Source organism: Pseudoxanthomonas sp. LjRoot206 (assembly GCF_056175725.1).
This window is the reverse complement of sequence record NZ_JBGFFI010000005.1, coordinates 411,433-430,248: the sequence shown is the minus strand read 5'-3', so window position 1 is coordinate 430,248 and position 18,816 is coordinate 411,433. Positions and strand designations below refer to the sequence as shown.

Genomic DNA, 18,816 nt, shown 5'->3' with positions numbered 1-18,816 from the left:
GCACGGTGTCCGAACAGGACGGTCAGGCGGGAGCGAGCAGGGGACGCCGGCGCAAGCCGGTTGAACAGACCCCGGTGCAGCGCGCGCTGGGTCTGCTGACCCGGCGGGAGCACTCCCGTCGCGAACTCACCCGGAAACTGGCGTCCCGCGGTGTGGATGCGGCCGATGTGCGATCGGCCGTGGACCGGCTTGCGGAGGAAGGCTGGCAGAGCGACACGCGCTTTGCAGAGGCGCTCGTCCGCAGCCGGGCTTCGGGGGGTTACGGTCCGCTGCGCATCAAAGCCGAGCTGTCCACCCACGGGCTGGACCGCGAGGCGGTAGCGGCGGCCATGGCCACCTTCGATGGCGACTGGACCGAAACGGCGTGCGACCTCGTCCGTCGGCGTTTCGGTCCAGCCCGCCGGATCGAGCCGGCACAGGCTCGGAAGATTGCGGATTTCCTCATCCGGCGCGGCTTCGATGGGGTGGCCGTCCGTGCCGCCAGTCAACTGGATCCGGAGGACTGGGGCGGGGTGGCCTGATAATCTAGCGCATTGGGTTGCTTCCCCCGGCCGCATCCGCATATCGGTGGATGACGCGACGCCATGAAGCGCCTTCCAGCCAATGCCTGCCAGATGACCACTTCCAAGACCCTCAGCACCCGTCAGATCCGCCAGGATTTCCTCGATTTCTTTGCCGGCAAGGGCCATACCATCGTGCCGTCCGCCTCGCTGGTGCCCGGCAACGACCCCACACTGCTGTTCACCAACTCCGGCATGGTGCAGTTCAAGGACGTGTTCCTGGGGGCCGAGAAGCGCAGCTATGTCCGCGCAGCCGACGTACAGCGTTGCCTGCGTGCGGGCGGCAAGCACAACGACCTGGATTCAGTCGGTTACACCGCGCGCCACCACACGTTCTTCGAAATGCTGGGCAACTGGTCCTTCGGCGATTACTTCAAGAAGGAAGCCATCGGCTGGGCCTGGGAACTGCTGACCGAAGTCTGGAAGCTCCCGAAGGAGCGCCTGCTGGTCACCGTTTACCACACGGATGACGAGGCCTACGATCTCTGGCACGACATGATCGGCCTGCCGGCCGAGCGCATCGTGCGGATCGGCGACAACAAGGGCGCACCCTACGCTTCTGACAATTTCTGGCAGATGGCCGATACCGGCCCCTGCGGGCCGTGCACCGAGATCTTCTACGACCACGGCGACCACATCGCCGGCGGTCCTCCGGGCTCGCCCGACGAGGATGGCGACCGGTACATCGAGATCTGGAACAACGTCTTCATGCAGTTCGACCGCCAGCCCGACGGCACATTGGTGCCGCTGCCGGCGCCGTGCGTCGATACCGGCATGGGCCTGGAGCGTCTTGCGGCGGTCCTGCAACACGTCCATACCAATTACGAGATCGACCTGTTCCAGGGTCTGATCCGGAAGGCGGCCGAGCTGACCAGTACGCCGGACCTGGAGAACAAGTCGCTGCGCGTGATCGCCGATCACATCCGTGCCTGCAGCTTCCTCATCGTCGATGGCGTGTTGCCGTCCAACGAGGGCAGGGGCTATGTACTGCGCCGGATCATCCGCCGCGCGCTGCGTCATGGCTGGATGTTGGGTGTCCGCCAGCCGTTCTTCCACAAGATGGTCGGGACGCTGTCGGAGCTGATGGGCGAAGCGTATCCCGAGCTGCCGGCGGCCCGCGAGCTGGTCGAGCGGGCGCTCAAGGCCGAAGAGGAGCGCTTCGCCGAGACGCTGGACTCCGGCATGCGCATTTTCGACGACGTCGCAGCGCGTGTGACCGATGGCGTGATTCCTGGCGCCGACGCCTTCCGGCTGTACGACACCTACGGTTTCCCGGTCGACCTCACCGCTGACATCGCTCGCGAGCGTGGATTGACGGTCGATATGACCGGCTTCGACGCGGCGATGGAGCAGCAGCGCGAGACGGCCCGGGCTGCTGGCAAGTTCGCCTCCACGACGGGCCTGCCTGCCGATCTGGTGGCCCAGCTGTCGCCGACCGTCTTCCTTGGCTACGACCAGCTGGATGCCGGTGGCCTGCAGGTCGTTGCGCTGTTGAAGGACGGTCGTCCGGTGCAGTCGGTCGAAGCGGGCGACGAGGCCGTGGTTATTCTGGATCGCACGCCGTTTTATGCGGAGTCGGGCGGCCAGGTGGGTGATATGGGCGTGCTCGCCGAACAGGGCGTGGAGTTCGATGTCGCGGACACATTGAAGTTCGCGGGCCAGTTCCACGGCCATGCCGGCCGCGTCGCCAAGGGTGCGCTGAAGCTGGGCGATCATGTGGTCGCATCGGTGGATGCTGCGCGTCGTGCGAGCACCATCCTCAATCATTCCGCTACCCACCTGCTGCATGCGGCGCTGCGCGAAGTCCTGGGTACGCACGTCCAGCAGAAGGGCTCGCTGGTGGCGCCGGATCGCCTGCGTTTCGATTTCTCCCACTTCCAGCCGATGACGTCGGCCGAACTGGCCGAGATCGAGCGTCGCGTCAATGCACAGATCCGCGCGAACAGTGCGGCGGAAGTGCATCACATGGGCATGCAGGAGGCGCTGGATTTCGGCGCCATGGCCCTGTTCGGCGAGAAGTACGGCGAGCACGTGCGCGTGCTCAGAATGGGCGACTACTCCACGGAGCTCTGTGGCGGCACCCATGTCGGCCGGACCGGTGACATCGGCCTGTTCAAGCTGGTCGGCGAAAGCGGCGTGTCCGCAGGCGTCCGGCGCATCGAGGCGGTGACGGGGCAGGGTGCTCTCGATTACGTCGCCGACCAGGAACGCCGTTTGTCCGAGGCGGCTGGCCTGCTGGGTGGCAATGCCGGCGAGGTGGTCGAGAAGATCCGTGCACTGGCGGACCGGCAGAAGAAGCTCGAGCGCGAACTGGAGTCGCTGAAGGCGAAGGCGGCCTCGAGCGCCACGTCGGACCTGGGCAGCGCAGCCGTCGACGTCGGCGGCATCCGGGTGCTCGCGTCGCGGCTGGAGGGCTTCGATGCCAAGGCGCTGCGCGATGCGGTGGATCGCCTGAAACAGCAGCTTGGCGACACCGTGATCGTTCTGGCCGGTACGGCCGACGGCAAGGCTGCCCTGGTGGCGGGCGTGAACGGCGCCGCAACCGGTCGGGTCAAGGCGGGGGAACTCCTCTCACATATCGCGGGTCAGATCGGCGGCAAGGGCGGTGGCCGCCCGGACCTCGCCCAGGGTGGTGGTGAGGACGGGCCCGCCCTTGCGACCGCCCTTCGGGGCGTTCCGGAATGGGTCCAGCAGCGGCTCGGCTGACCCCCGTATTGGACCAATCGGTGCTTGCGGCCGTGTACCTCCGGCCGCTAACATGCTTTAGGTTCATGAATGTACCAGGAAGCCGCCGGCCCGTTTTCACGAAGCCAGCGCGCCCCCGGCACTATCCTTTGCCGGATTACGGAGAAGAAACATGTTGATCTTGACCCGCCGTGTCGGCGAAACCCTGATGATCGGCGACTCGGTCACGGTGACCGTGCTTGGCGTGAAAGGCAACCAAGTGCGCATCGGCATTACCGCGCCCAAGGACGTGGCCGTGCATCGCGAAGAGATCTACCAGCGCATCCAGCGTGGCGAAGAGATTTCATCGCCTGCCTCCTCAGAGAACGTCGCTTCCGAATGATTTTGTTTGCCGCCTGCGCGGCGAGCCGCTATCCTATGCGGCCGCTGCAGCATGGCTGCAGCGCAAGACAAACCGGAGTGATGCCCGAGCGGCTGAAGGGGCTCCCCTGCTAAGGGAGTATAGGGTCAAAAGCCTTATCGAGGGTTCGAATCCCTCTCACTCCGCCAGTTTGAAAAAAGAAGCCCCGCGATGCGGGGCTTCTTTTTTGCGCGCGCACAAAGTGGTGCGTCATCGCTCTCCGTGCTCGACGCGCAGACGAAAAAAAACAGGCTGACCAAAGTCAGCCTGCTTCAAGATGGCGCGCCCGGAGAGATTCGAACTCCCGACCGCCTGGTTCGTAGCCAGGTACTCTATCCAGCTGAGCTACGGGCGCGTTTCGTTAGAAGCGGAATTCTGCACGAAGGACGTTCACCCGTCAATAACTTGGTGGAAAGATTTATCCATGGACGACACCATGCGGCCGAAACATGCCATCACTTGCGTCATTGGATGACGTGTCGGATGTCGGAAGTGGGCCAGGCGTCTCATCTGCACTGGCCATTCGCGGCGTGGATTAGCAGGCTGTTCACGCCCTGGCCGGGAAAATGGCCAAGCAGGGGGAAACCAGAACGCGAGACTTCGCGGGAGTCGATTTGATGCATTTCTCAAAACCCTTGCTGGGGCTTGGGCTGCTGATGGCCGTGCCTTTGAGTGCGGCGGCGGCCACCTACAATGTCGGGCCGGGGCGCCAATACACGCAGCTCACCACGTTCTTCAACAGCGTCAACCTGGCCCCAGGCGATATCGTCGAAGTGGACGGCAACGCAAGCTACGCCGGCAACATCGTCGTGGGCGATGACGACAGCGGCACCCAGGCGAGTCCGGTCACGATCCGCTGGCGCCGGGTCGCCGGCGTGACCCGCCCCATCCTGTCGGGTGGCACGCACACGATCAAGTTCCAGCAGTCGAACCACGTCGTGTTCGAAGGCTTTGAAGTGACGGGCGGTACCAGCACATGCGTCTTCAGCGAAGCGCACAACGTCACCGTCCGCGATGCCTACGTGCACGACTGCCCGTCGCACGGCATCCTCGGGGCAGACCAGAATTCCGGATCCTTTACGCTGGAATACAGCGAGATCGCCCGCTCGGGCCAGGGTGATCGTCGGCATGCCATCTACATGCAGTCGGACGAGGTCGCCTATCCCGACACCGTCTTCCGCATGCGCTACAACTACGTGCACAGTGCCACCGGCGGCGTGCTTGTCCGCGTACGTCACCAGCGGGCCGAGATCCACTACAACTGGATCGAGGGCTCGGACCTGCATGAGGTGGAGCTGATCGGCCCGGACTGCGAAACGCAGAAGGCGGGCTGGACCGCCGACCTGCGTCGCGAGGACGCCGAACTGGTGGGTAACGTCATCATCCATCGATCGACCAGCCGATCCGGCAATGCCCTGCGCATCGGTGGCGACCTCAATGGCCGCAACCAAGGCCGCACGCGACTGGTGAACAACACCATCCTGCTGGACCGCTCCGGTACTGCGAATGCCGTGCTGGTCCAGCTGGGCCAGGGTTCGCTGGAAATGCATAACAACGTGGTCTACCAGCCTGCGGCAGGCAGCGCGCCCAGCATCGTCCGCGAGAACCCGGCGAGCAACGTGGACGTGCCGTATTGTGGTCCGCAAAGCCGTGAGCCCTGGTCCGGTGGCCGTTTGGTCGCCGGTTCCAACAACTGGGTGCAGAGCGCTGCGGCGATGGTGCCGTCCGAGTGGACCGGCACGGTGCGAGGCACCGATCCGATGTTCACCGACCTGGCGCAGCGCAACTTCCGCCCGCGGACGGGTAGTCCGCTGTTGAACGCCGGCAACAACACGCCGGCGACGCCGACAGCGTTCCCATTCCCGACGCCGCAGGTGCTGCCCGCCTTCGATCCGCCGTTGCGGGCCAAGCTGGCGCCCGGCGATGCGCATACCCGGCTGCTGCTGGAGAACCGTATCGACATCGGTGCGTTCGAGCAGTTCGACATCGACACGGTGTCGGACCCGATCCGGGTGAATGGCTCGCAGCCGCTGATCCCGTCGCGCCCTGCCGGTACCGCTGCACCGGTGACCGCTTCGCAGCCGGCGGTGGTCGCGCCTGTCTCGGCCGTACGGCCCGCAGTCCGCGAACGTCCGCGCTGGCGGCAGGCGCCGGCCGCCCGCTATCGTCGGGGCTTCGTCAGGCGCTGACGCCCCGCGTCGCGTCGATCCGCATCAGGCCGTCCTCAGGGGCGGCCTTTTTCGTGCCCGTGTGTCCGGCACCGACGGGAAGTCGCGTTGAACAGGATGTGTCGGAAATTCGAGGGTGCCGTAGCGCGGCGGTCGTCCCGGGAGGGGGCATCGCCAAGCGCCGGGACTATGCGCAGAGCGACCTGCCGGACGGTGTCCGGGCCGGGCCAGCAAGGGGGGACGTTGATGAAGGCAACGCACAAGAGCCGCAAGGACCGGGTCATCCGGTTCCTGTGGCTGGCGGAAGTGGTCGTGCTGTTCGTCGCCGTGATGGCGGCGGCGTGGATCCGTTTCCACAACGACCTGGAGTACCAGGTCCAGTTCCTGGAGCAGACACCGTGGCGCGCGGCACTGGTAGCGTTGTCCATCACCGGTGCGATGACGGCGTTCGGCCTGTACCAGACCCATGTCCGCCACACGCGCATGGACTTCGTCCTGCGCCTCGCCCTCTCCTTCGCCTTCGGCGGCATCGCCCTGGTGGTCTTCTACTACATGGTGCCGCAAACCTATCTGGGGCGCGGTGTGCTGGCGATTTCGCTGGGCATCGGGCTGGCGGGGATCGTGCTGGTACGCGTGGCCTGGGTGCAGGTGTTCCATTCCGACGTGCTGAAGCAGCGCGTGCTGATCCTCGGCGCAGGCCGCAACGCGGACCTCATCAATTCCTGCATGCGTCGCCGCTCCGATCGCCGCACGTTCACCGTGGTGGGATTCGTTCCCGTGCCGGGCCAGCCGGTACTGGTAAGGGAGGATCTGTTGGTGCAGGTCGGCGAAGAAGGTCTGCACGAGACGACCGAGCGGCTCATGATCGATGAACTGGTGATCGCGCCCGACGAGCGCCGCGGTGGCCTGCCGATGGAACAGATGCTGCATTGCGTGCAGCAGGGCATTTCGGTGGTCGACCTGTCCAGCTTCTTCGAACGCGAAGCCGGCATGGTCCAGCTCCACACGGTGGATCCGTCCTGGCTGGTGTTCTCCGGTGGGTTCGACTATTCCACGCCGCGTCGCCTGAGCAAACGCTTCTTCGACCTGCTCGCGGCCGGCGCGCTGCTGCTGGTCAGTTGGCCGCTGATGATCGTGGTCGGGGTTGCGGTCTGGCTGGAATCCGGCGGGCCGGTCTTCTACAGCCAGACGCGCGTCGGCGAGCGCGGACGCCACTTCACCCTGACCAAGTTCCGCAGCATGCGCACGGATGCGGAGAAGGGCGGTGTCGCGGTCTGGGCGAGCAAGGACGACGACCGCAGCACGCGGGTCGGCCGTTTCATCCGCAAGACGCGCCTGGACGAGTTGCCGCAGCTGATCGCGGTGTTGCGCGGCGACATGAGTTTCGTGGGGCCGCGCCCGGAGCGCCCGCAGTTCGTCGACATGCTCAACGACGAGGTGCGCTATTACGGGGTCCGCCACAGCGTCAAGCCGGGGCTCACGGGCTGGGCGCAGTTGCGCTACCCGTATGGCGCCTCGGTGCGCGACGCGGAAGAGAAGCTCAAGTTCGATCTCTTCTACGTCAAGAACCACGGTCTGGTGTTCGACCTGATGATCCTGCTGCAGACCGTGGAAGTGGTGCTGTTCGGCCGTGGCGCGCGCTGAGCGGGCCTGCGTGCGGAAGGTGGCGTGGTCAGCCCGGGACCAGGCCGCGCAGGAAACGCTTGGTGCCGAACACCAGCAGCCCGGCGATTTCGCGGCGCTGCGCAGGATCACGCGAGAGACGCCACGCGCGCATCGCGAGCGTCGCGCCTGCCTTCCACTCGCGGCGGATGAGCATGCCGCGCGCATTGCGCAGGTAGGTGCCGGCGAGCGCGGCATCCAGTTCCCCGTCGTCCAGCGTGCCGCGCGCGTCGGCCACCGCCTTCTCGACGACGCGCACGTAGTCCGTATAGGTGCTGTCCGCTGCCGAGAGTCCTTCGTGGCCGCGCATCGCGCGCACGAGCGGCTGCTCCACCACGCCGATCTTCCAGTGCCTGGCGACGCGCAGGTGGAACTCGAGGTCTTCGGCGGTGCGCAGCGCTTCGTCGAACCCGCCTATCTGCTCCACCACCTGCCGGCGCAGCATGGCCGAGGCGGGCACGAGCGCGGGATTGTGGATCAGCCAGCGCAGCGCCCAGCCGTCTTCGCGGATGACGTCGCGGCGGCGGAACACGTCGATATGCCGGTACTCGCCATCGACGCGTTCAACGTCGCAGAGGACCATGCCGAAGTCGGGGTGCGCTTCGAAGAAGGCCAGCTGCAGTGCGGTCTTCGCGGGCAGCCACGTGTCATCGCTGTCGAGCAGGGCGAGATAGCGGCCACGCGCGAGCCGCATGCCATGGTTGCGGGCTGCGGAGACGCCGGCGTTCGCCTGCCACACATGGCGGACGCGGTCGCCGTAGCGCTGCTGGAGCATGTCGCCGGTGCCGTCGGTGGAACCGTCGTCGATCACGACGATCTCGTCGACCGGATGCGTCTGCGCGAGCACCGAGTCGATGGCCCGCGGCAACAGGTCCCGACGGTTGTAAGTCGGTATGATCACTGAAACTTCGATATCGGGCGCCATGCTTAAGGATGTCTCCAAAAAGCTGTTGTACGCGAGCGGACTGCTCGGTCTCTATCATCGGCTGCGCAATGCGAACAGCCTGACGGTGGTGATGTTCCATCGTACCCTGAGCCCGGAAGACCCGCGCTGGAAGACCTGCGACCCCGACTACACGCTGGCCACGTCATGGCTGGAGCAGTCTCTGGCATTCTTCCGCAAGCACTATAACGTGGTGTCGCTCGATCAGGTGCTGGCGTTGCGCAGGACCGGCAAGGCACTGCCGCCGCGCGCGTTGCTGATCACGTTCGACGACGGCTGGGCCGACAACGCGGACTACGCATTGCCTGCGCTGCAGCGCGCGGGCCTGCCGGCCCTGCTGTTCGTGGTGGCCGATGCGGTGGGAACGCGCCAGCCGTTCTTCCAGGAGCGCCTGATCGCGGCGTGGCGGCGCGGTGCGGTACGCGTGGCCGATCTCGCAACAGCGCTTTCCGTCGATGATCCTGCCGCGTCCACGTTCGACGAGTCGATCAACGGATTGCGCGCCGTCATCGCGCGAATGGAAGCGCTGGATGCGACGGCCCGCGAGCGCGTGCTGGCGCCGTTCATGGCGAAGCTCGACGACGGTCTTCGCCATATGGTCACGGTCGACGAGCTGCGCAGGTTGGAAGCGGGGGGCGTTGCGCTCGGCCTGCACGGCAAGACGCATACACCGATGAGGCTGGCCCCCGATATCGATGCCGAACTTGTTGGCGCGCGCGCATCGCTGGCGCAGCAACTGGGCGAAGCCGGGCCGGGCGCGGTCTCGATGTCGTTTCCGCACGGATCGTTCGACGACGCGATCGCGCACCGCGCGCGCGAAGCCGGTTACGAGCTGATGTTCACCAGCGTGCCGGTGCTGAATCCCACGGACAAGGATGTCAGCTGGTTGCTGGGCCGCACCGGTTTCGAGACCGATGCCGTCGTCGATCGCCAGGGGCGTTTCCGCGACGATTGGCTGGCGCTGTATCTGTTCCGTAAGCCGAGCCGGCGCCTCGCGTAAACCGGGCGTCGCTATTCGTCTTCGTCCGCTGACGTCAGGAAGAGCGGGGCGCTGGCGGCGGCTTCATCCGGCGAACTCCAGCGCAGGAACACCGGCCGCCGGCCGCGTTCGGCGAAATGCAGCGAGGACCAGCCGCGCCGTTGCGCGTCCGATGCGCACATCTCGACGGAGACCGACACGCATCCCGCCGCGCGTGCCGCGTGCAGCAGCTCGGCCACGTGCACCGCCGCCATGCCGTCCACGCCGTCGACCGACCAGAAATCGCGCACATGCAGGGTGCCGTCGGTGCGTTGCACGGCGAACCAGGCCTGCAGCGCGCGATCACGCGCCCGCTTGACCAGCAGATAGCGGGTCGTCGCCAGCGGCGATTCGTCGAAGCGCCAGCGAAGCTGGCCGACGTCGCGCACCGCCATCACGTCGTCGCCCTTGGGCGAGCCGGCCCAGACCGCATCGATGCGGTCGTCGGCGCGATCGGCCCAGGCGGATCTGAGCGCGGGCCCGCGCAGGCGTGTCCAGGCATCGCGTCCGGCGACGGCCAGATCGGCGACCACGCCGGCGACGGGCGCTAGCCAGCCGGGCAGCCGGCTGCGCAGGTACGAGGTATGGCGCAGCACGCGCGCGTAGCGCACCAGGTGCGCAGGCTGCGTGTAGCCGATCCGCTTGAAGACCGGCGCGGCTTTCGGATTCGGGAATCCGTACAGCACGTCGAGGGCTTCGGCGGCTGCACCGATCAGGCCCTGCTGCAGCATCAAGGCAGGACCCAGCGAGCGGTGCTGCGGCAGCACGGCCAGGTCCACCAGCACGCCCGCACGCAGGTCGCGGCCCTGCCAGGTGAGCCGGCGCCTGCCGGCCGAGGCGGTTCCCGCGTGGCTGCCTCCGGCGACATCGTGCAGCAACTGCAGCAGGGGCTCGCCGTACGGGCAGCGCAGATAGAACCACTCGAACTTCGTGGTCATCCGCGCGTCCTGGCCCAGGTTGCCGCGCCACAGCCCCAGCACCGCCTCGCGGTCGCGCGAGGGCAGGCCAGCCTCAACGAGGTATTGCGGCGTGGCGGGAACGGCGTTCATCGATCAGTCCAGCTCCGGCACGTCGCCCGCCAGGACCGGGGGCATATGCAGGTACTGGGTCGTGCGGCGCTTGTTGCGGATGTCGTCGTAGACGGCCTGGGCCTGCGCGGCCGTGATGCCCAAGGCGGTCGCGAGATCCTGGGCGGGGCGCCCGTGGTTGAGCGCCCACAACGCGAGGTCCATCTGCTGGTAGGGAAGGGCGAAGTAGAACTCGTCCTGGCCCTGGCTCAGGCTGTAGGTGTCGGTGGTCGGGATCGCCGCGCAGACGCGCTCCGGCAGACCCAGATGGCGCGCCATGCCGTAGACCTGCGACTTGTAGAGGTGCGCGATCGGCTTGACGTCGGCCGAGCCGTCGCCGTTCTTGACGAAGAAGCCCTGGTCGTACTCCACCCGGTTCGGCGTGCCGACCACGCCGTAGTTGAGGCGGTCGGCGTGGAAGTATTCCAGCGTCTTGCGGATGCGCTGCTTGAAGTTGGTCGCCGCGACGATGGTCAGGTAGTCGGCCAGCGCCAGGTCGCGCTCGTGCAGCACGCCGTCCGGCGATTGCGCCACCAGGCGGAACCGGTTGATGCGGCCTTCGGTGCCGCCATCGATGACGATCTTGAACTTCCAGCCGTCGCCGTACTCGGGCAACGTGTTGCGCACGGCTTCATCGCGCGCGCGGTAGCAGCCGATCGCGGCCAGCGCGGGGGCGATGTCGACGGTTTCGGTACGCACGCCGAGATGCTCGGCCAGGATGTGCGCACGCACGGCGCTGTCGTCCGATGAATCCTGCTCCGGCAGGATCAGCGTGAACACGCGTTCCGGTCCGAGCGCACGCACCGCGAGCGCGGCGCTGACGGAGCTGTCGATGCCGCCCGAGATGGCGACGACCAGGCCGCGCTTGTGCAGCTGGCGCGCGGTGATCTCGCGCAGGCGCGCCGCGATCTTGTCGGCTTCGGCGGTGTAGTCGATATCGAGGACGTGGTGGTCGAGCTGGCTCATGAGGTTGCGGTCTGCTCCGTCAGTTGGACGCGTCGGACCTTGCCGGACGCAGTGCGCGGCAGGGTGTCGACGAAGGTGATGTGCCGGGGGATCTTGTAGGCGGCCAGGCGCGCGCGGCAATGCGCCTTGATGCGGTCTTCGGCGCGTGGCGGCAGTCCGTCCGCCACCACGTAGGCTTTGATGACCTGGCCGAGTGTCGCGTCGTCGATGCCGACCACCGCGACTTCGCGGATACCGGGCAGCTCAGCGATGACTTCTTCCACGTCGGTGGGATGCACGCGGTGCGCGCCGGTCTTGATCATGTCGCTGCGGCGGCCCTGCAGGAAGAGATAGCCTTCCTCGTCCACGTGGCCAAGGTCGCCGGTGCGCAGCCAGCCGTCGCGCAGGATCGCCGCGGTGGCCTCCGCGTTGTTCCAGTAGCCCAGCATGATGCCGGGTCCCTGCACGCAGACCTCGCCTTCCTCACCGGTCGGCGCGGGACGGCCGTCCTCCCGGAAGATGGCCCAGCGGGTCTCCTGCACAGGAATGCCGACCGAGCCGCGCTTGTCGGCCCGCCGTTCCGGGGGCAGCCAGCTGATGCGCGACGTCGCCTCGGTCTGGCCGTACATCAGGAACAGGCGTGCGTCCGGCAGCAGGCCATGCACGCGATCCGCGACGGCCGGCGGCATGGCGCCGCCCGCCTGGGTCAGGTAGCGCAGCGAAGACAGCTCGTGGCCACCGCGTTCCAGCATGTCCATGAGCAGGACGTAGGTCGACGGCACGCCGGAAAACCCGGTCGCGCGATGCTGCTGCAGCGCATCGAGCACCTGGATGGGAAACACCATGCCCGGGCCGAGCACGATGCGGGCGCCGCACGCCAGGTGCGTGTGCAGGACCGACGCGCCGTAGGCGTAATAGAACGGCAGCACGCTGACGATCACGTCCTCCTGCGTGAGTTCGAGATAGGCGATGACCGCGGACGTGTTCGCGGACAGGTTGGCGTGGCTCAGCATCACGCCCTTGGGCTCGCCCGTCGTGCCGGAGGTATAGAGCAACTGCGCAAGGGTGTCGTCGGCCTCGATCTCCGGCCAGTCTGAGCTGCCGTCGGCCATCGGCAGGCCGGCGACGCCATCGAGCACGATCGCCGAGGGCGCAGTGCCGTCGTTCCACTGCGCCAGCGTCTGCTCCATGTCGCGGTGGCCGGCTTCATGCACAACGAGGCGCGCGCCGGCGTGGCGCAGCCAGGGCAGGAAATCGCGGGAGCGCGCCTGCGCGTTCAGCGGCGCGGCGACACCGCCGGCAAGCCAGATGCCGTACAGCGCGACCGCGGCTTCGATCCGGTTGGGCAACACAAGCGCGACGCGATCGCCGGGCCGCACGCCTGCGTGGTGCAGATGGTGTGCGAAGCCGGAGGCCTGTTGCCAGAACGTGGCGTAGTCGATGTTGCGTTCGCCATCGATGAGTGCGATCCGCTGCGGCGTAGTGCGAGCGATGCGGGCGACGCGGGTGGCGAGACGCTCCATGGCCTGGGACGCGCGGACGGTCAACCGGCCAGCTTGCGCGAGACGAACGCGTCGACGGTCTGGATGGAATCGAAATTGGCGGGCGTCATTTCCTCCGCCGCGATCTGCAGCTTGAACTCGTCCTCCAGGAAGAACACCAGTTCGTGGATTCCCGTGGAATCGATGATGCCGCCCTGGATCAGCGAATCCTGATCGCCCACGGCGGACGGATCATCCGAGAAGAGGAAGTTCTGCAGGATGAAGGTCTTGATCTGTTGCTTCTGCGGCATGGGTTCCCCGGCATTTCCTGTTCCGTTGCTGCCTATATGAACGACGGTTCCGCGCTTCACCGGCCATGCGGCGGGGGGCATGGGCGGCCAATCCGGCGGTGCTACCATCGCGCGCACTTCCCGGAACGACAGGCGTCCACGATGCGCGCTTCCCTGTGGCTGTTGGTGCTTGCGTTGGCGGCGTGCCGCCAGGCCGATCCCGTTGCCGCGCCGGCGGCGCCCCCGCGCTCCGTGCAGGATCCGGTGCAGAGCGCGCAGACGTCGGAGAAGCAGGACTTCAACGTATCCGAGCAGGTCGCCGGGCTGGACCATCCCTGGTCGCTGGCCTTCCTGCCCGGCGGCGGCATGCTGGTCACCGAGCGCCCGGGCCGCCTGCGCCGGATCGCCGCCGACGGCAGCGTATCGGCGCCGATCAGCGGGTTGCCGGACATCTTCGTCGACGGCCAGGCCGGACTGCTCGATGTCGCGCTGTCGCCCGGCTATGCGCAGGATGGGTGGGTCTACCTCGCCTTCGCCGAGCCGAATTTCCGCGGCAACAAGGCGGGCACGGCGGTGGTGCGCGGCAAGTTGAGCGGCGATGCGCTGGTCGACGCGACGGTGGTGTACCGGCAGGAACCCAAGCTCTCCCACGGCACCCACGTCGGCGCGCGGCTGGTGTTCGACGATGCGGGCAACCTGTTCGTCACCCACGGCGACAATCGCGTCGGCGCGGCGACCGCGCAGGAACTCGACAAGCTGTCCGGCAAGATCGTGCGCATCCGCCCGGACGGCAGCGTGCCCGCCGACAATCCCTTCGTGTCGAAGGCAGGCGCGCGCGGGGAGATCTGGTCATACGGCCACCGCAACGTGCAGGGCGCCGCGCTGCACCCGGTGACGCGGCAGCTGTGGGCGACCGAGCACGGCCCCATGGGCGGCGACGAGCTCAACCTGCCGAAGGCCGGCCTCAACTACGGCTGGCCGGTCATCACCCATGGCGTCGACTACAGCGGCCGGCCGGTGCCCGGCTCGACGGGCTCGGCGGCGCCTGGCATGGAGCCGCCGCACCACGTCTGGAAAGTATCGCCCGGCCTCAGCGGCATGGCGTTCTACACCGGTGATGCGTTGCCCGGCTGGAAGGGCAATCTGTTCCTCGGCGCGCTGGCGTCCAAGGCGCTGATCCGGCTGGAGCTGGACGGCGATCGCGTCGTCCACGAAGAGCGCTTGCTGGGCGATCGCAACCAGCGGATCCGCGACGTACGCCAGGGACCGGACGGCGCGCTGTACGTGCTCGTCGACGCGCCCGCGCCCGACGGCAAGCTGCTGAAGATCGCGCCGGCGACGCCGCCGGCGGCTGCCCCGTAGCGTCGCGCGTCAGCCGGCGGTGGCCGGCTTGCGTGCGATGAAGTCCACGCTGGTGATGCACAGCTGTTCGGCGGGAACGTGCGCGAACTGCGGATGCACGGGCATGGCGGCGAGTTGCTTCATCCGCTCCGGTCGCGTGGTGCGGGTGTCGAGATCGATGTCGAAGCCGTGCCGGCGGGCACCGTCGACGAACCAGTGCGCGCGCAGGCGGTTCTGGTAGAGGAAGGCGTTGTTCCAGCGCAGCCACTCGGCATCGGAATAGCGCAGGTAGTTCAGCTGGTGGACGTTGCGGTCGACGTAGGCGTAGTGGTCGCCGCAGTTGACCGAGTGGAACATCACGCCACGCGGCGACAGCACGCGCATGGACTCGGCGTACATCGCGTCGATCACGTCCGGCGGCACGTGTTCCAGCACGCTGTTGGAGAACACCACGTCGACGTCGCCGTCCGGCAGTCCGCTGCGGGTGGCGTCGGCGGGCGCGTGGTAGCGGATCACGCCATCGCTGGCGGCCTCCAGGTCCGCGTTCGCGCGCAGGGCGTCGAGCAGGCGGCGGTGCCGCTGTTCGACCTCGCCCAGCGGTATGCCGGCGCCGGTGGCGATGCGGTCGAGGAAGGTGCCGAGTACCTCCGCGCAGCGCATCGTCAGGTCCCTGCGCAAATGCGGATTGAGGTCGTATGTGGTCACGCGCGCCGCGCCCGCCAGGTAGCAGGCGAACGGGAAGGTCGGGTACCAGCCGGTGCCGATCTCGAAGCAGCGGATGCCGGGCAACGCGATGCCGGCATCGCGCAGGTGGCCGACCATGATTTCCCAGTCGTCCACCTTGCTGGCGAGCTCGCCGTCGAAATCGCGCAGTCCGCCGAAGCGGCGCTGCAGGTGGAAATGCAGCGTATGCCCGCCCGGCAGCGTGCCGAGAACCTTCTGGATGATGCCCTTGACCCGCCAATCCATGCCTTGATTCCCTCGAATGGTCCGCCTGCGCGCCTTAGGCGATCGCGCCGGAAGGTTGTACCGCATCCGTGGCCGACAGCCGCGCTTCCGTGGTCTGGCGGTGCACCAGCATCGTGGAGAGCACGCCCATGAAAGCCTGGTTGTCGGCGAAGCCGGTCGCGCGGCCCTGCCTGCATTTTTCCACCAGCCGCGATACCGGGGCGGGATCGAAATAGCCCGCCTCGCGGATGGCCTCCGGCGACAGTAGGTCCGCCACGTAATCCAGCGGTTTGCCGTCGAAGAAGAAGCTCTGGCTGTCCGGCGCGCGGTAGGGCTGCTTGGTCCGTTGTGCGATGTCGGCGGGCAGCAGGTCGGCCAGCGCCCGGCGCAGCAGGTACTTCTCGGTCATGCCGCGGATCTTGAAGCTGGGCGGCAGGCGGTTGGCGAACTCGATGACGCGATGGTCCAGGTAGGGGAAACGGCCCTCGATCGAGTTCGCCATCGCCACGCGGTCGCCCTGCGACGACAGCAGGTAGCCGGCCAGCAGCGACTTCGCTTCCACGTACTGGTCCTTCGCCAGGTCGTTCCAGCGCGCCATGTCGGGTGGCAGCGTGCGCTCGTACGCGTCCAGCGGATCCCAGCCGGCGGCGCTGGCGCGCAGTTCCGGCGACAGGAAGGCGAGGGCGCGCTGCGACGTCGTCCAGCGCGGCACGTGCGCGAAGATCGGACGGTGCAGGTGCTCCATGCCCTGGCCGAAGAACGACTGCGCGAACGCCGGAGTGCTGACCGGCGAGTTCTGCAGGTAGCCGTAGAGTTTTTCCAGCAGGCGCGGGCGCAGCTTCGAATCGGGCTGGCGGGCCCAGAAGCGGCGGATCTTGGCTTCCTTGAACAGGTCGTAGCCGCCGAATACCTCGTCGGCGCCCTCACCGGTCAGCACCACCTTGTAGCCGTGCCGGCGCACGCTGCCGGCCAGCAGCATCAGCGGGACCGGCGCGGTGCGCAGCACCGGGGTCTCCGTATGGCGGATCAGGCGCGGGAACGCCTCGCCGATGTCGCGGCGCGTGCAGGTGAGCGTGGTGTGCTCGGTGCCGAGGTGCCGCACCATCGCCTGCTGGTACTCGCTTTCGTCGAACTCACCGTCGTCGAAGGCCACCGAGAACGTGCGCACCGGCGTGTCGGTGAAGCCGCGGATCAGGGCGACGATGCCGGACGAGTCGAGGCCGCCGCTGAGGTAGGCGCCCACCGGCACGTCGGCGCGCAACTGCAGGCGCACGGCGTCGACCAGCAGTTCGCGCAGTTCCGCCGTCGCCTGTTCCACCGTCTGCGGATAGCGCGACGGCGACGTGTCCTGCGCATCCGGGAAGCTCCAGTCCCAGTAGCGGCGCAGGTGCTGGCGGCCATCGCGTTCGATCGCCAGCACGTGGCCGGGCGGCAGGCTCTGCACGCCCTGGTACAGCGTTTCCGGATCCACCGGTGCCCAGAAGGTCAGCGTCTGCAGCAGCGACTGCGTTTCCAGGTGCGCGCATTCGGGCAGCACGGCCAGCAGCGACTTCACTTCCGAGGCGAACCACAGGCGGCCGCGCTGGCGCGTGTAGTACAGCGGGCGGATGCCGGCGCGGTCGCGCGCCAGCACCAGGCGCTGGCGCTCGCTGTCCCACAGCGCGATGGCGAACTGCCCGTTGAGGTGCTGGACGAAGTCCTCGCCATAGCGGTCGTACAGGTGCACGATCACTTCGGTGTCCGACTGTGTGTAGAACTGGTGCCCCTGGGCTTCCAGCGTCGCCCGCAGTTCGACGAAGTTGAAGATCTCGCCGTTGAAGACGGTCCACACCGTTCGGCGCGGGTTGTGGATGGGCTGGTCGCCGGTAGACAGATCGATGATCGACAGGCGCGCGTGCGCCAGGCCGATGCAGGGCGCAGCATGGAAGCCGAACCCGTCCGGGCCGCGATGCGCCAGCGGCCGGATCATCTGCTCCAGCTGCGCCTGCGCCGCGGTCGAGGTGACGTCGGGCCCCATCAATCCGGCGATTCCGCACATGTGTAAGGCGTCCCCTGTCCGTGTGGTGTCAGGCCGTGCTGGTCGCGCACAGCGCCCGGCCGGCGTGGGTTTCGGCGACGGCTTCTTCGCAGGCGGCGCGTGTTTCGCGGGCGACCTGCTGCCAGTCGCGCGAGAAGCGCGTCGCCAGCGCCGCCTCATCCCAGGAGCGGGACAGTGCCGCGACCAGGCCTTCCGCAAGCGCATCCGCATCGCGCGCCTGCACCAGCAGGCCGCTGGCGGCGTCCACGACCTCGGGAATGCCGCCCACCGGCGTGGCCACCACGGGCCTGCCGCAGGCGAGCGCTTCGACGAGCACGTTGGGATGGCCTTCCGAGTAGCTCGGCAACGTCACCAGGTCGGCGGCGACCATCCAGCGCGCCACCTCGGCCGGCGCCTGTGCGCCGGCGAGCTGCAGCGGCAGTCCGGGTTCGGCCGCCATCGCCGCCGCGAGCTCGGCCTGCATCGGTCCATCGCCGACCATCACCACACGGGCCTGCGGCCGTTCCTTCGCCAGCCGGCGGGTCGCGTGCAGCAGTTCACGCAGGCCTTTCTCGGGCACCAGCCGGCCGACGTACAGCACGATCTCGGCGTCCTGCTGCAGTCCCAGGGTTTCGCGGGCCACGTGACGATCGCCGGGATGGAACAGGCTGGCATCGCAGCCGTTGGGGATCGCACGGATGCGTTGCGGATCCGCGCCATAGCCGTCCACGGCGACACGACCGAGGTCCTCGCTGACCACCAGCAGGCGACGCGCAGCGCGGACCACCGGCTGGGTCAGCCGCCGGCTGACTGCGTCGCGCACGCGCAGGTCGGAGCCGCGCGCGCCGGCGAGGAAGGGGATGCCGGCCGCGCGTGCCGCGCGCATCGCGCCGTGCCCGTCCGGATACAGCCAGTAGGCCAGCACCACGTCGGGCGCGAACGCGCGCAGCGGCGCGGCGAGCGCGCGTGCGCACAGGTAGCCGTTGAACGGGCGGCTGACCGCGGGCAGCGCGGGGTAGCGCACGTAGGCGACATCGCAGCCCGGCGCGACCTGCGCGTCTTCGGCGGCGCGGTACAGGTAGCTGCGCGGCTGCGCCCAGCGCGGGTAGGTGGCGACCGGGCTGATCACCTTGACCTCGGCCAGCCGCGAGAGCTCGCGGACGGTCTGGTAGACGGGACGCCCGCGGTTGGGTTCCCCGGCGATCGGAAACTGGGAGGTGACGATCAGGATGCGCATGCGGGAGGCGTGGGTGTCCGGAGGGTGCCCTGCTGTCCGCAGCACGGCGGGGTT

Annotated in this window: 15 protein-coding genes and 2 tRNA genes; 8 read left to right on the top strand and 9 right to left on the bottom strand. The window is 67.8% G+C overall.

Features of this window, described 5'->3' with window-relative positions; translation table 11 throughout:
• Positions 1-5 precede the first annotated feature (5 nt).
• The 4 genes from recX (at position 6) to AC04MD_RS17425 (ending at position 3,794) form a co-directional block, all read left to right on the top strand.
• A complete protein-coding gene (gene recX, locus AC04MD_RS17440; protein ID WP_475498524.1) occupies positions 6-521 on the top strand; it encodes a recombination regulator RecX in 516 nt (171 codons plus the stop codon).
• A 93-nt stretch (positions 522-614) separates the two neighbouring features.
• Positions 615-3,266 (top strand): alanine--tRNA ligase, encoded by a 2,652-nt coding sequence (alaS, locus tag AC04MD_RS17435; protein ID WP_475498555.1) that lies wholly within the window; start codon positions 615-617, stop codon positions 3,264-3,266.
• A 151-nt stretch (positions 3,267-3,417) separates the two neighbouring features.
• A complete protein-coding gene (gene csrA / locus AC04MD_RS17430; RefSeq protein ID WP_475498523.1) occupies positions 3,418-3,627 on the top strand; it encodes a carbon storage regulator CsrA in 210 nt (69 codons plus the stop codon).
• 74 nt (positions 3,628-3,701) lie between these two features.
• Positions 3,702-3,794, top strand: a tRNA-Ser gene (locus AC04MD_RS17425).
• Positions 3,795-3,923: 129 nt separating this feature from the next.
• Here the strand turns inward: AC04MD_RS17425 and AC04MD_RS17420 are convergent.
• Positions 3,924-4,000 (bottom strand) — tRNA-Arg (locus AC04MD_RS17420).
• Positions 4,001-4,262: 262 nt separating this feature from the next.
• On the opposite strand from AC04MD_RS17420, the gene AC04MD_RS17415 reads away from it, so the two are divergent.
• Both AC04MD_RS17415 and AC04MD_RS17410 read left to right on the top strand, forming a co-directional pair.
• On the top strand, positions 4,263-5,834 hold the full coding sequence (locus tag AC04MD_RS17415) for a right-handed parallel beta-helix repeat-containing protein (protein ID WP_475498522.1): 1,572 nt from the start codon (positions 4,263-4,265) through the stop codon (positions 5,832-5,834).
• A gap of 225 nt (positions 5,835-6,059) precedes the next feature.
• Positions 6,060-7,457, top strand: coding sequence for a TIGR03013 family XrtA/PEP-CTERM system glycosyltransferase (locus AC04MD_RS17410; protein WP_475498521.1), 1,398 nt, complete (start codon positions 6,060-6,062; stop codon positions 7,455-7,457).
• A gap of 28 nt (positions 7,458-7,485) precedes the next feature.
• Here AC04MD_RS17410 and AC04MD_RS17405 read toward each other — a convergent pair whose 3' ends face one another.
• The gene (locus AC04MD_RS17405) at positions 7,486-8,376 is read right to left on the bottom strand and encodes a glycosyltransferase (RefSeq protein WP_475498520.1); all 891 of its coding nucleotides are present in this window, start codon (positions 8,374-8,376) and stop codon (positions 7,486-7,488) included.
• Between the two features lie 22 nt (positions 8,377-8,398).
• Between AC04MD_RS17405 and AC04MD_RS17400 the strand changes: the two genes are divergently transcribed.
• Positions 8,399-9,418, top strand: coding sequence for a polysaccharide deacetylase family protein (locus AC04MD_RS17400; protein ID WP_475498519.1), 1,020 nt, complete (start codon positions 8,399-8,401; stop codon positions 9,416-9,418).
• Positions 9,419-9,429: 11 nt separating this feature from the next.
• Here the strand turns inward: AC04MD_RS17400 and AC04MD_RS17395 are convergent, their stop codons facing one another.
• The 4 genes from AC04MD_RS17395 to AC04MD_RS17380 are packed head-to-tail and all read right to left on the bottom strand — an operon-like array spanning position 9,430 to position 13,240.
• Complete coding sequence (locus AC04MD_RS17395; RefSeq protein ID WP_475498518.1) at positions 9,430-10,485, bottom strand: GNAT family N-acetyltransferase; 1,056 nt, start codon at positions 10,483-10,485, stop codon at positions 9,430-9,432.
• A gap of 3 nt (positions 10,486-10,488) precedes the next feature.
• Positions 10,489-11,469 carry an NAD(+) synthase gene (gene nadE, locus AC04MD_RS17390; RefSeq protein WP_475498517.1) on the bottom strand — a complete coding sequence of 327 codons (981 nt, stop codon included), beginning with the start codon at positions 11,467-11,469 and terminating at the stop codon, positions 10,489-10,491.
• The gene (locus AC04MD_RS17385; RefSeq protein ID WP_475498516.1) at positions 11,466-12,971 is read right to left on the bottom strand and encodes a class I adenylate-forming enzyme family protein; all 1,506 of its coding nucleotides are present in this window, start codon (positions 12,969-12,971) and stop codon (positions 11,466-11,468) included. Before AC04MD_RS17385 ends, nadE begins: the two co-directional genes overlap by 4 nt.
• A 20-nt stretch (positions 12,972-12,991) precedes the next feature.
• Positions 12,992-13,240, bottom strand: a complete 249-nt coding sequence (locus tag AC04MD_RS17380) for an acyl carrier protein (protein ID WP_475498515.1) — start codon at positions 13,238-13,240, stop codon at positions 12,992-12,994.
• A gap of 141 nt (positions 13,241-13,381) precedes the next feature.
• Here AC04MD_RS17380 and AC04MD_RS17375 point away from each other — a divergent pair, with 141 nt between their 5' ends.
• Positions 13,382-14,581, top strand: a complete 1,200-nt coding sequence (locus AC04MD_RS17375) for a PQQ-dependent sugar dehydrogenase (RefSeq protein ID WP_475498514.1) — start codon at positions 13,382-13,384, stop codon at positions 14,579-14,581.
• Positions 14,582-14,590: 9 nt separating this feature from the next.
• Here AC04MD_RS17375 and AC04MD_RS17370 read toward each other — a convergent pair whose 3' ends face one another.
• From AC04MD_RS17370 to AC04MD_RS17360, 3 genes are read right to left on the bottom strand one after another with little or no spacing between them, the layout of a single operon-like run.
• Entirely contained in the window at positions 14,591-15,529 is a 939-nt protein-coding gene (locus AC04MD_RS17370) for a methyltransferase domain-containing protein (protein ID WP_475498513.1), read from the bottom strand.
• Between the two features lie 34 nt (positions 15,530-15,563).
• Entirely contained in the window at positions 15,564-17,546 is a 1,983-nt protein-coding gene (gene asnB, locus AC04MD_RS17365) for an asparagine synthase (glutamine-hydrolyzing) (RefSeq protein ID WP_475498512.1), read from the bottom strand.
• Between the two features lie 28 nt (positions 17,547-17,574).
• Entirely contained in the window at positions 17,575-18,762 is a 1,188-nt protein-coding gene (locus AC04MD_RS17360) for a glycosyltransferase (protein WP_475498511.1), read from the bottom strand.
• Positions 18,763-18,816: the final 54 nt, after the last annotated feature.

What these genes read in the sequence shown, in the direction of transcription:
- alaS (WP_475498555.1), top strand. Translation starts at nt 615, where the DNA reads ATGACCACTTCCAAGACCCTCAGCACCCGTCAGATCCGCCAGGATTTC.
- csrA (WP_475498523.1), top strand. Translation starts at nt 3,418, where the DNA reads ATGTTGATCTTGACCCGCCGTGTCGGCGAAACCCTGATGATCGGCGAC.
- AC04MD_RS17415 (WP_475498522.1), top strand. Translation starts at nt 4,263, where the DNA reads ATGCATTTCTCAAAACCCTTGCTGGGGCTTGGGCTGCTGATGGCCGTG.
- AC04MD_RS17410 (WP_475498521.1), top strand. Translation starts at nt 6,060, where the DNA reads ATGAAGGCAACGCACAAGAGCCGCAAGGACCGGGTCATCCGGTTCCTG.
- AC04MD_RS17400 (WP_475498519.1), top strand. Translation starts at nt 8,399, where the DNA reads ATGCTTAAGGATGTCTCCAAAAAGCTGTTGTACGCGAGCGGACTGCTC.
- AC04MD_RS17395 (WP_475498518.1), bottom strand. Translation starts at nt 10,485, where the DNA reads ATGAACGCCGTTCCCGCCACGCCGCAATACCTCGTTGAGGCTGGCCTG.
- nadE (WP_475498517.1), bottom strand. Translation starts at nt 11,469, where the DNA reads ATGAGCCAGCTCGACCACCACGTCCTCGATATCGACTACACCGCCGAA.
- AC04MD_RS17385 (WP_475498516.1), bottom strand. Translation starts at nt 12,971, where the DNA reads ATGGAGCGTCTCGCCACCCGCGTCGCCCGCATCGCTCGCACTACGCCG.
- AC04MD_RS17380 (WP_475498515.1), bottom strand. Translation starts at nt 13,240, where the DNA reads ATGCCGCAGAAGCAACAGATCAAGACCTTCATCCTGCAGAACTTCCTC.
- AC04MD_RS17375 (WP_475498514.1), top strand. Translation starts at nt 13,382, where the DNA reads ATGCGCGCTTCCCTGTGGCTGTTGGTGCTTGCGTTGGCGGCGTGCCGC.
- AC04MD_RS17370 (WP_475498513.1), bottom strand. Translation starts at nt 15,529, where the DNA reads ATGGATTGGCGGGTCAAGGGCATCATCCAGAAGGTTCTCGGCACGCTG.
- asnB (WP_475498512.1), bottom strand. Translation starts at nt 17,546, where the DNA reads ATGTGCGGAATCGCCGGATTGATGGGGCCCGACGTCACCTCGACCGCG.
- AC04MD_RS17360 (WP_475498511.1), bottom strand. Translation starts at nt 18,762, where the DNA reads ATGCGCATCCTGATCGTCACCTCCCAGTTTCCGATCGCCGGGGAACCC.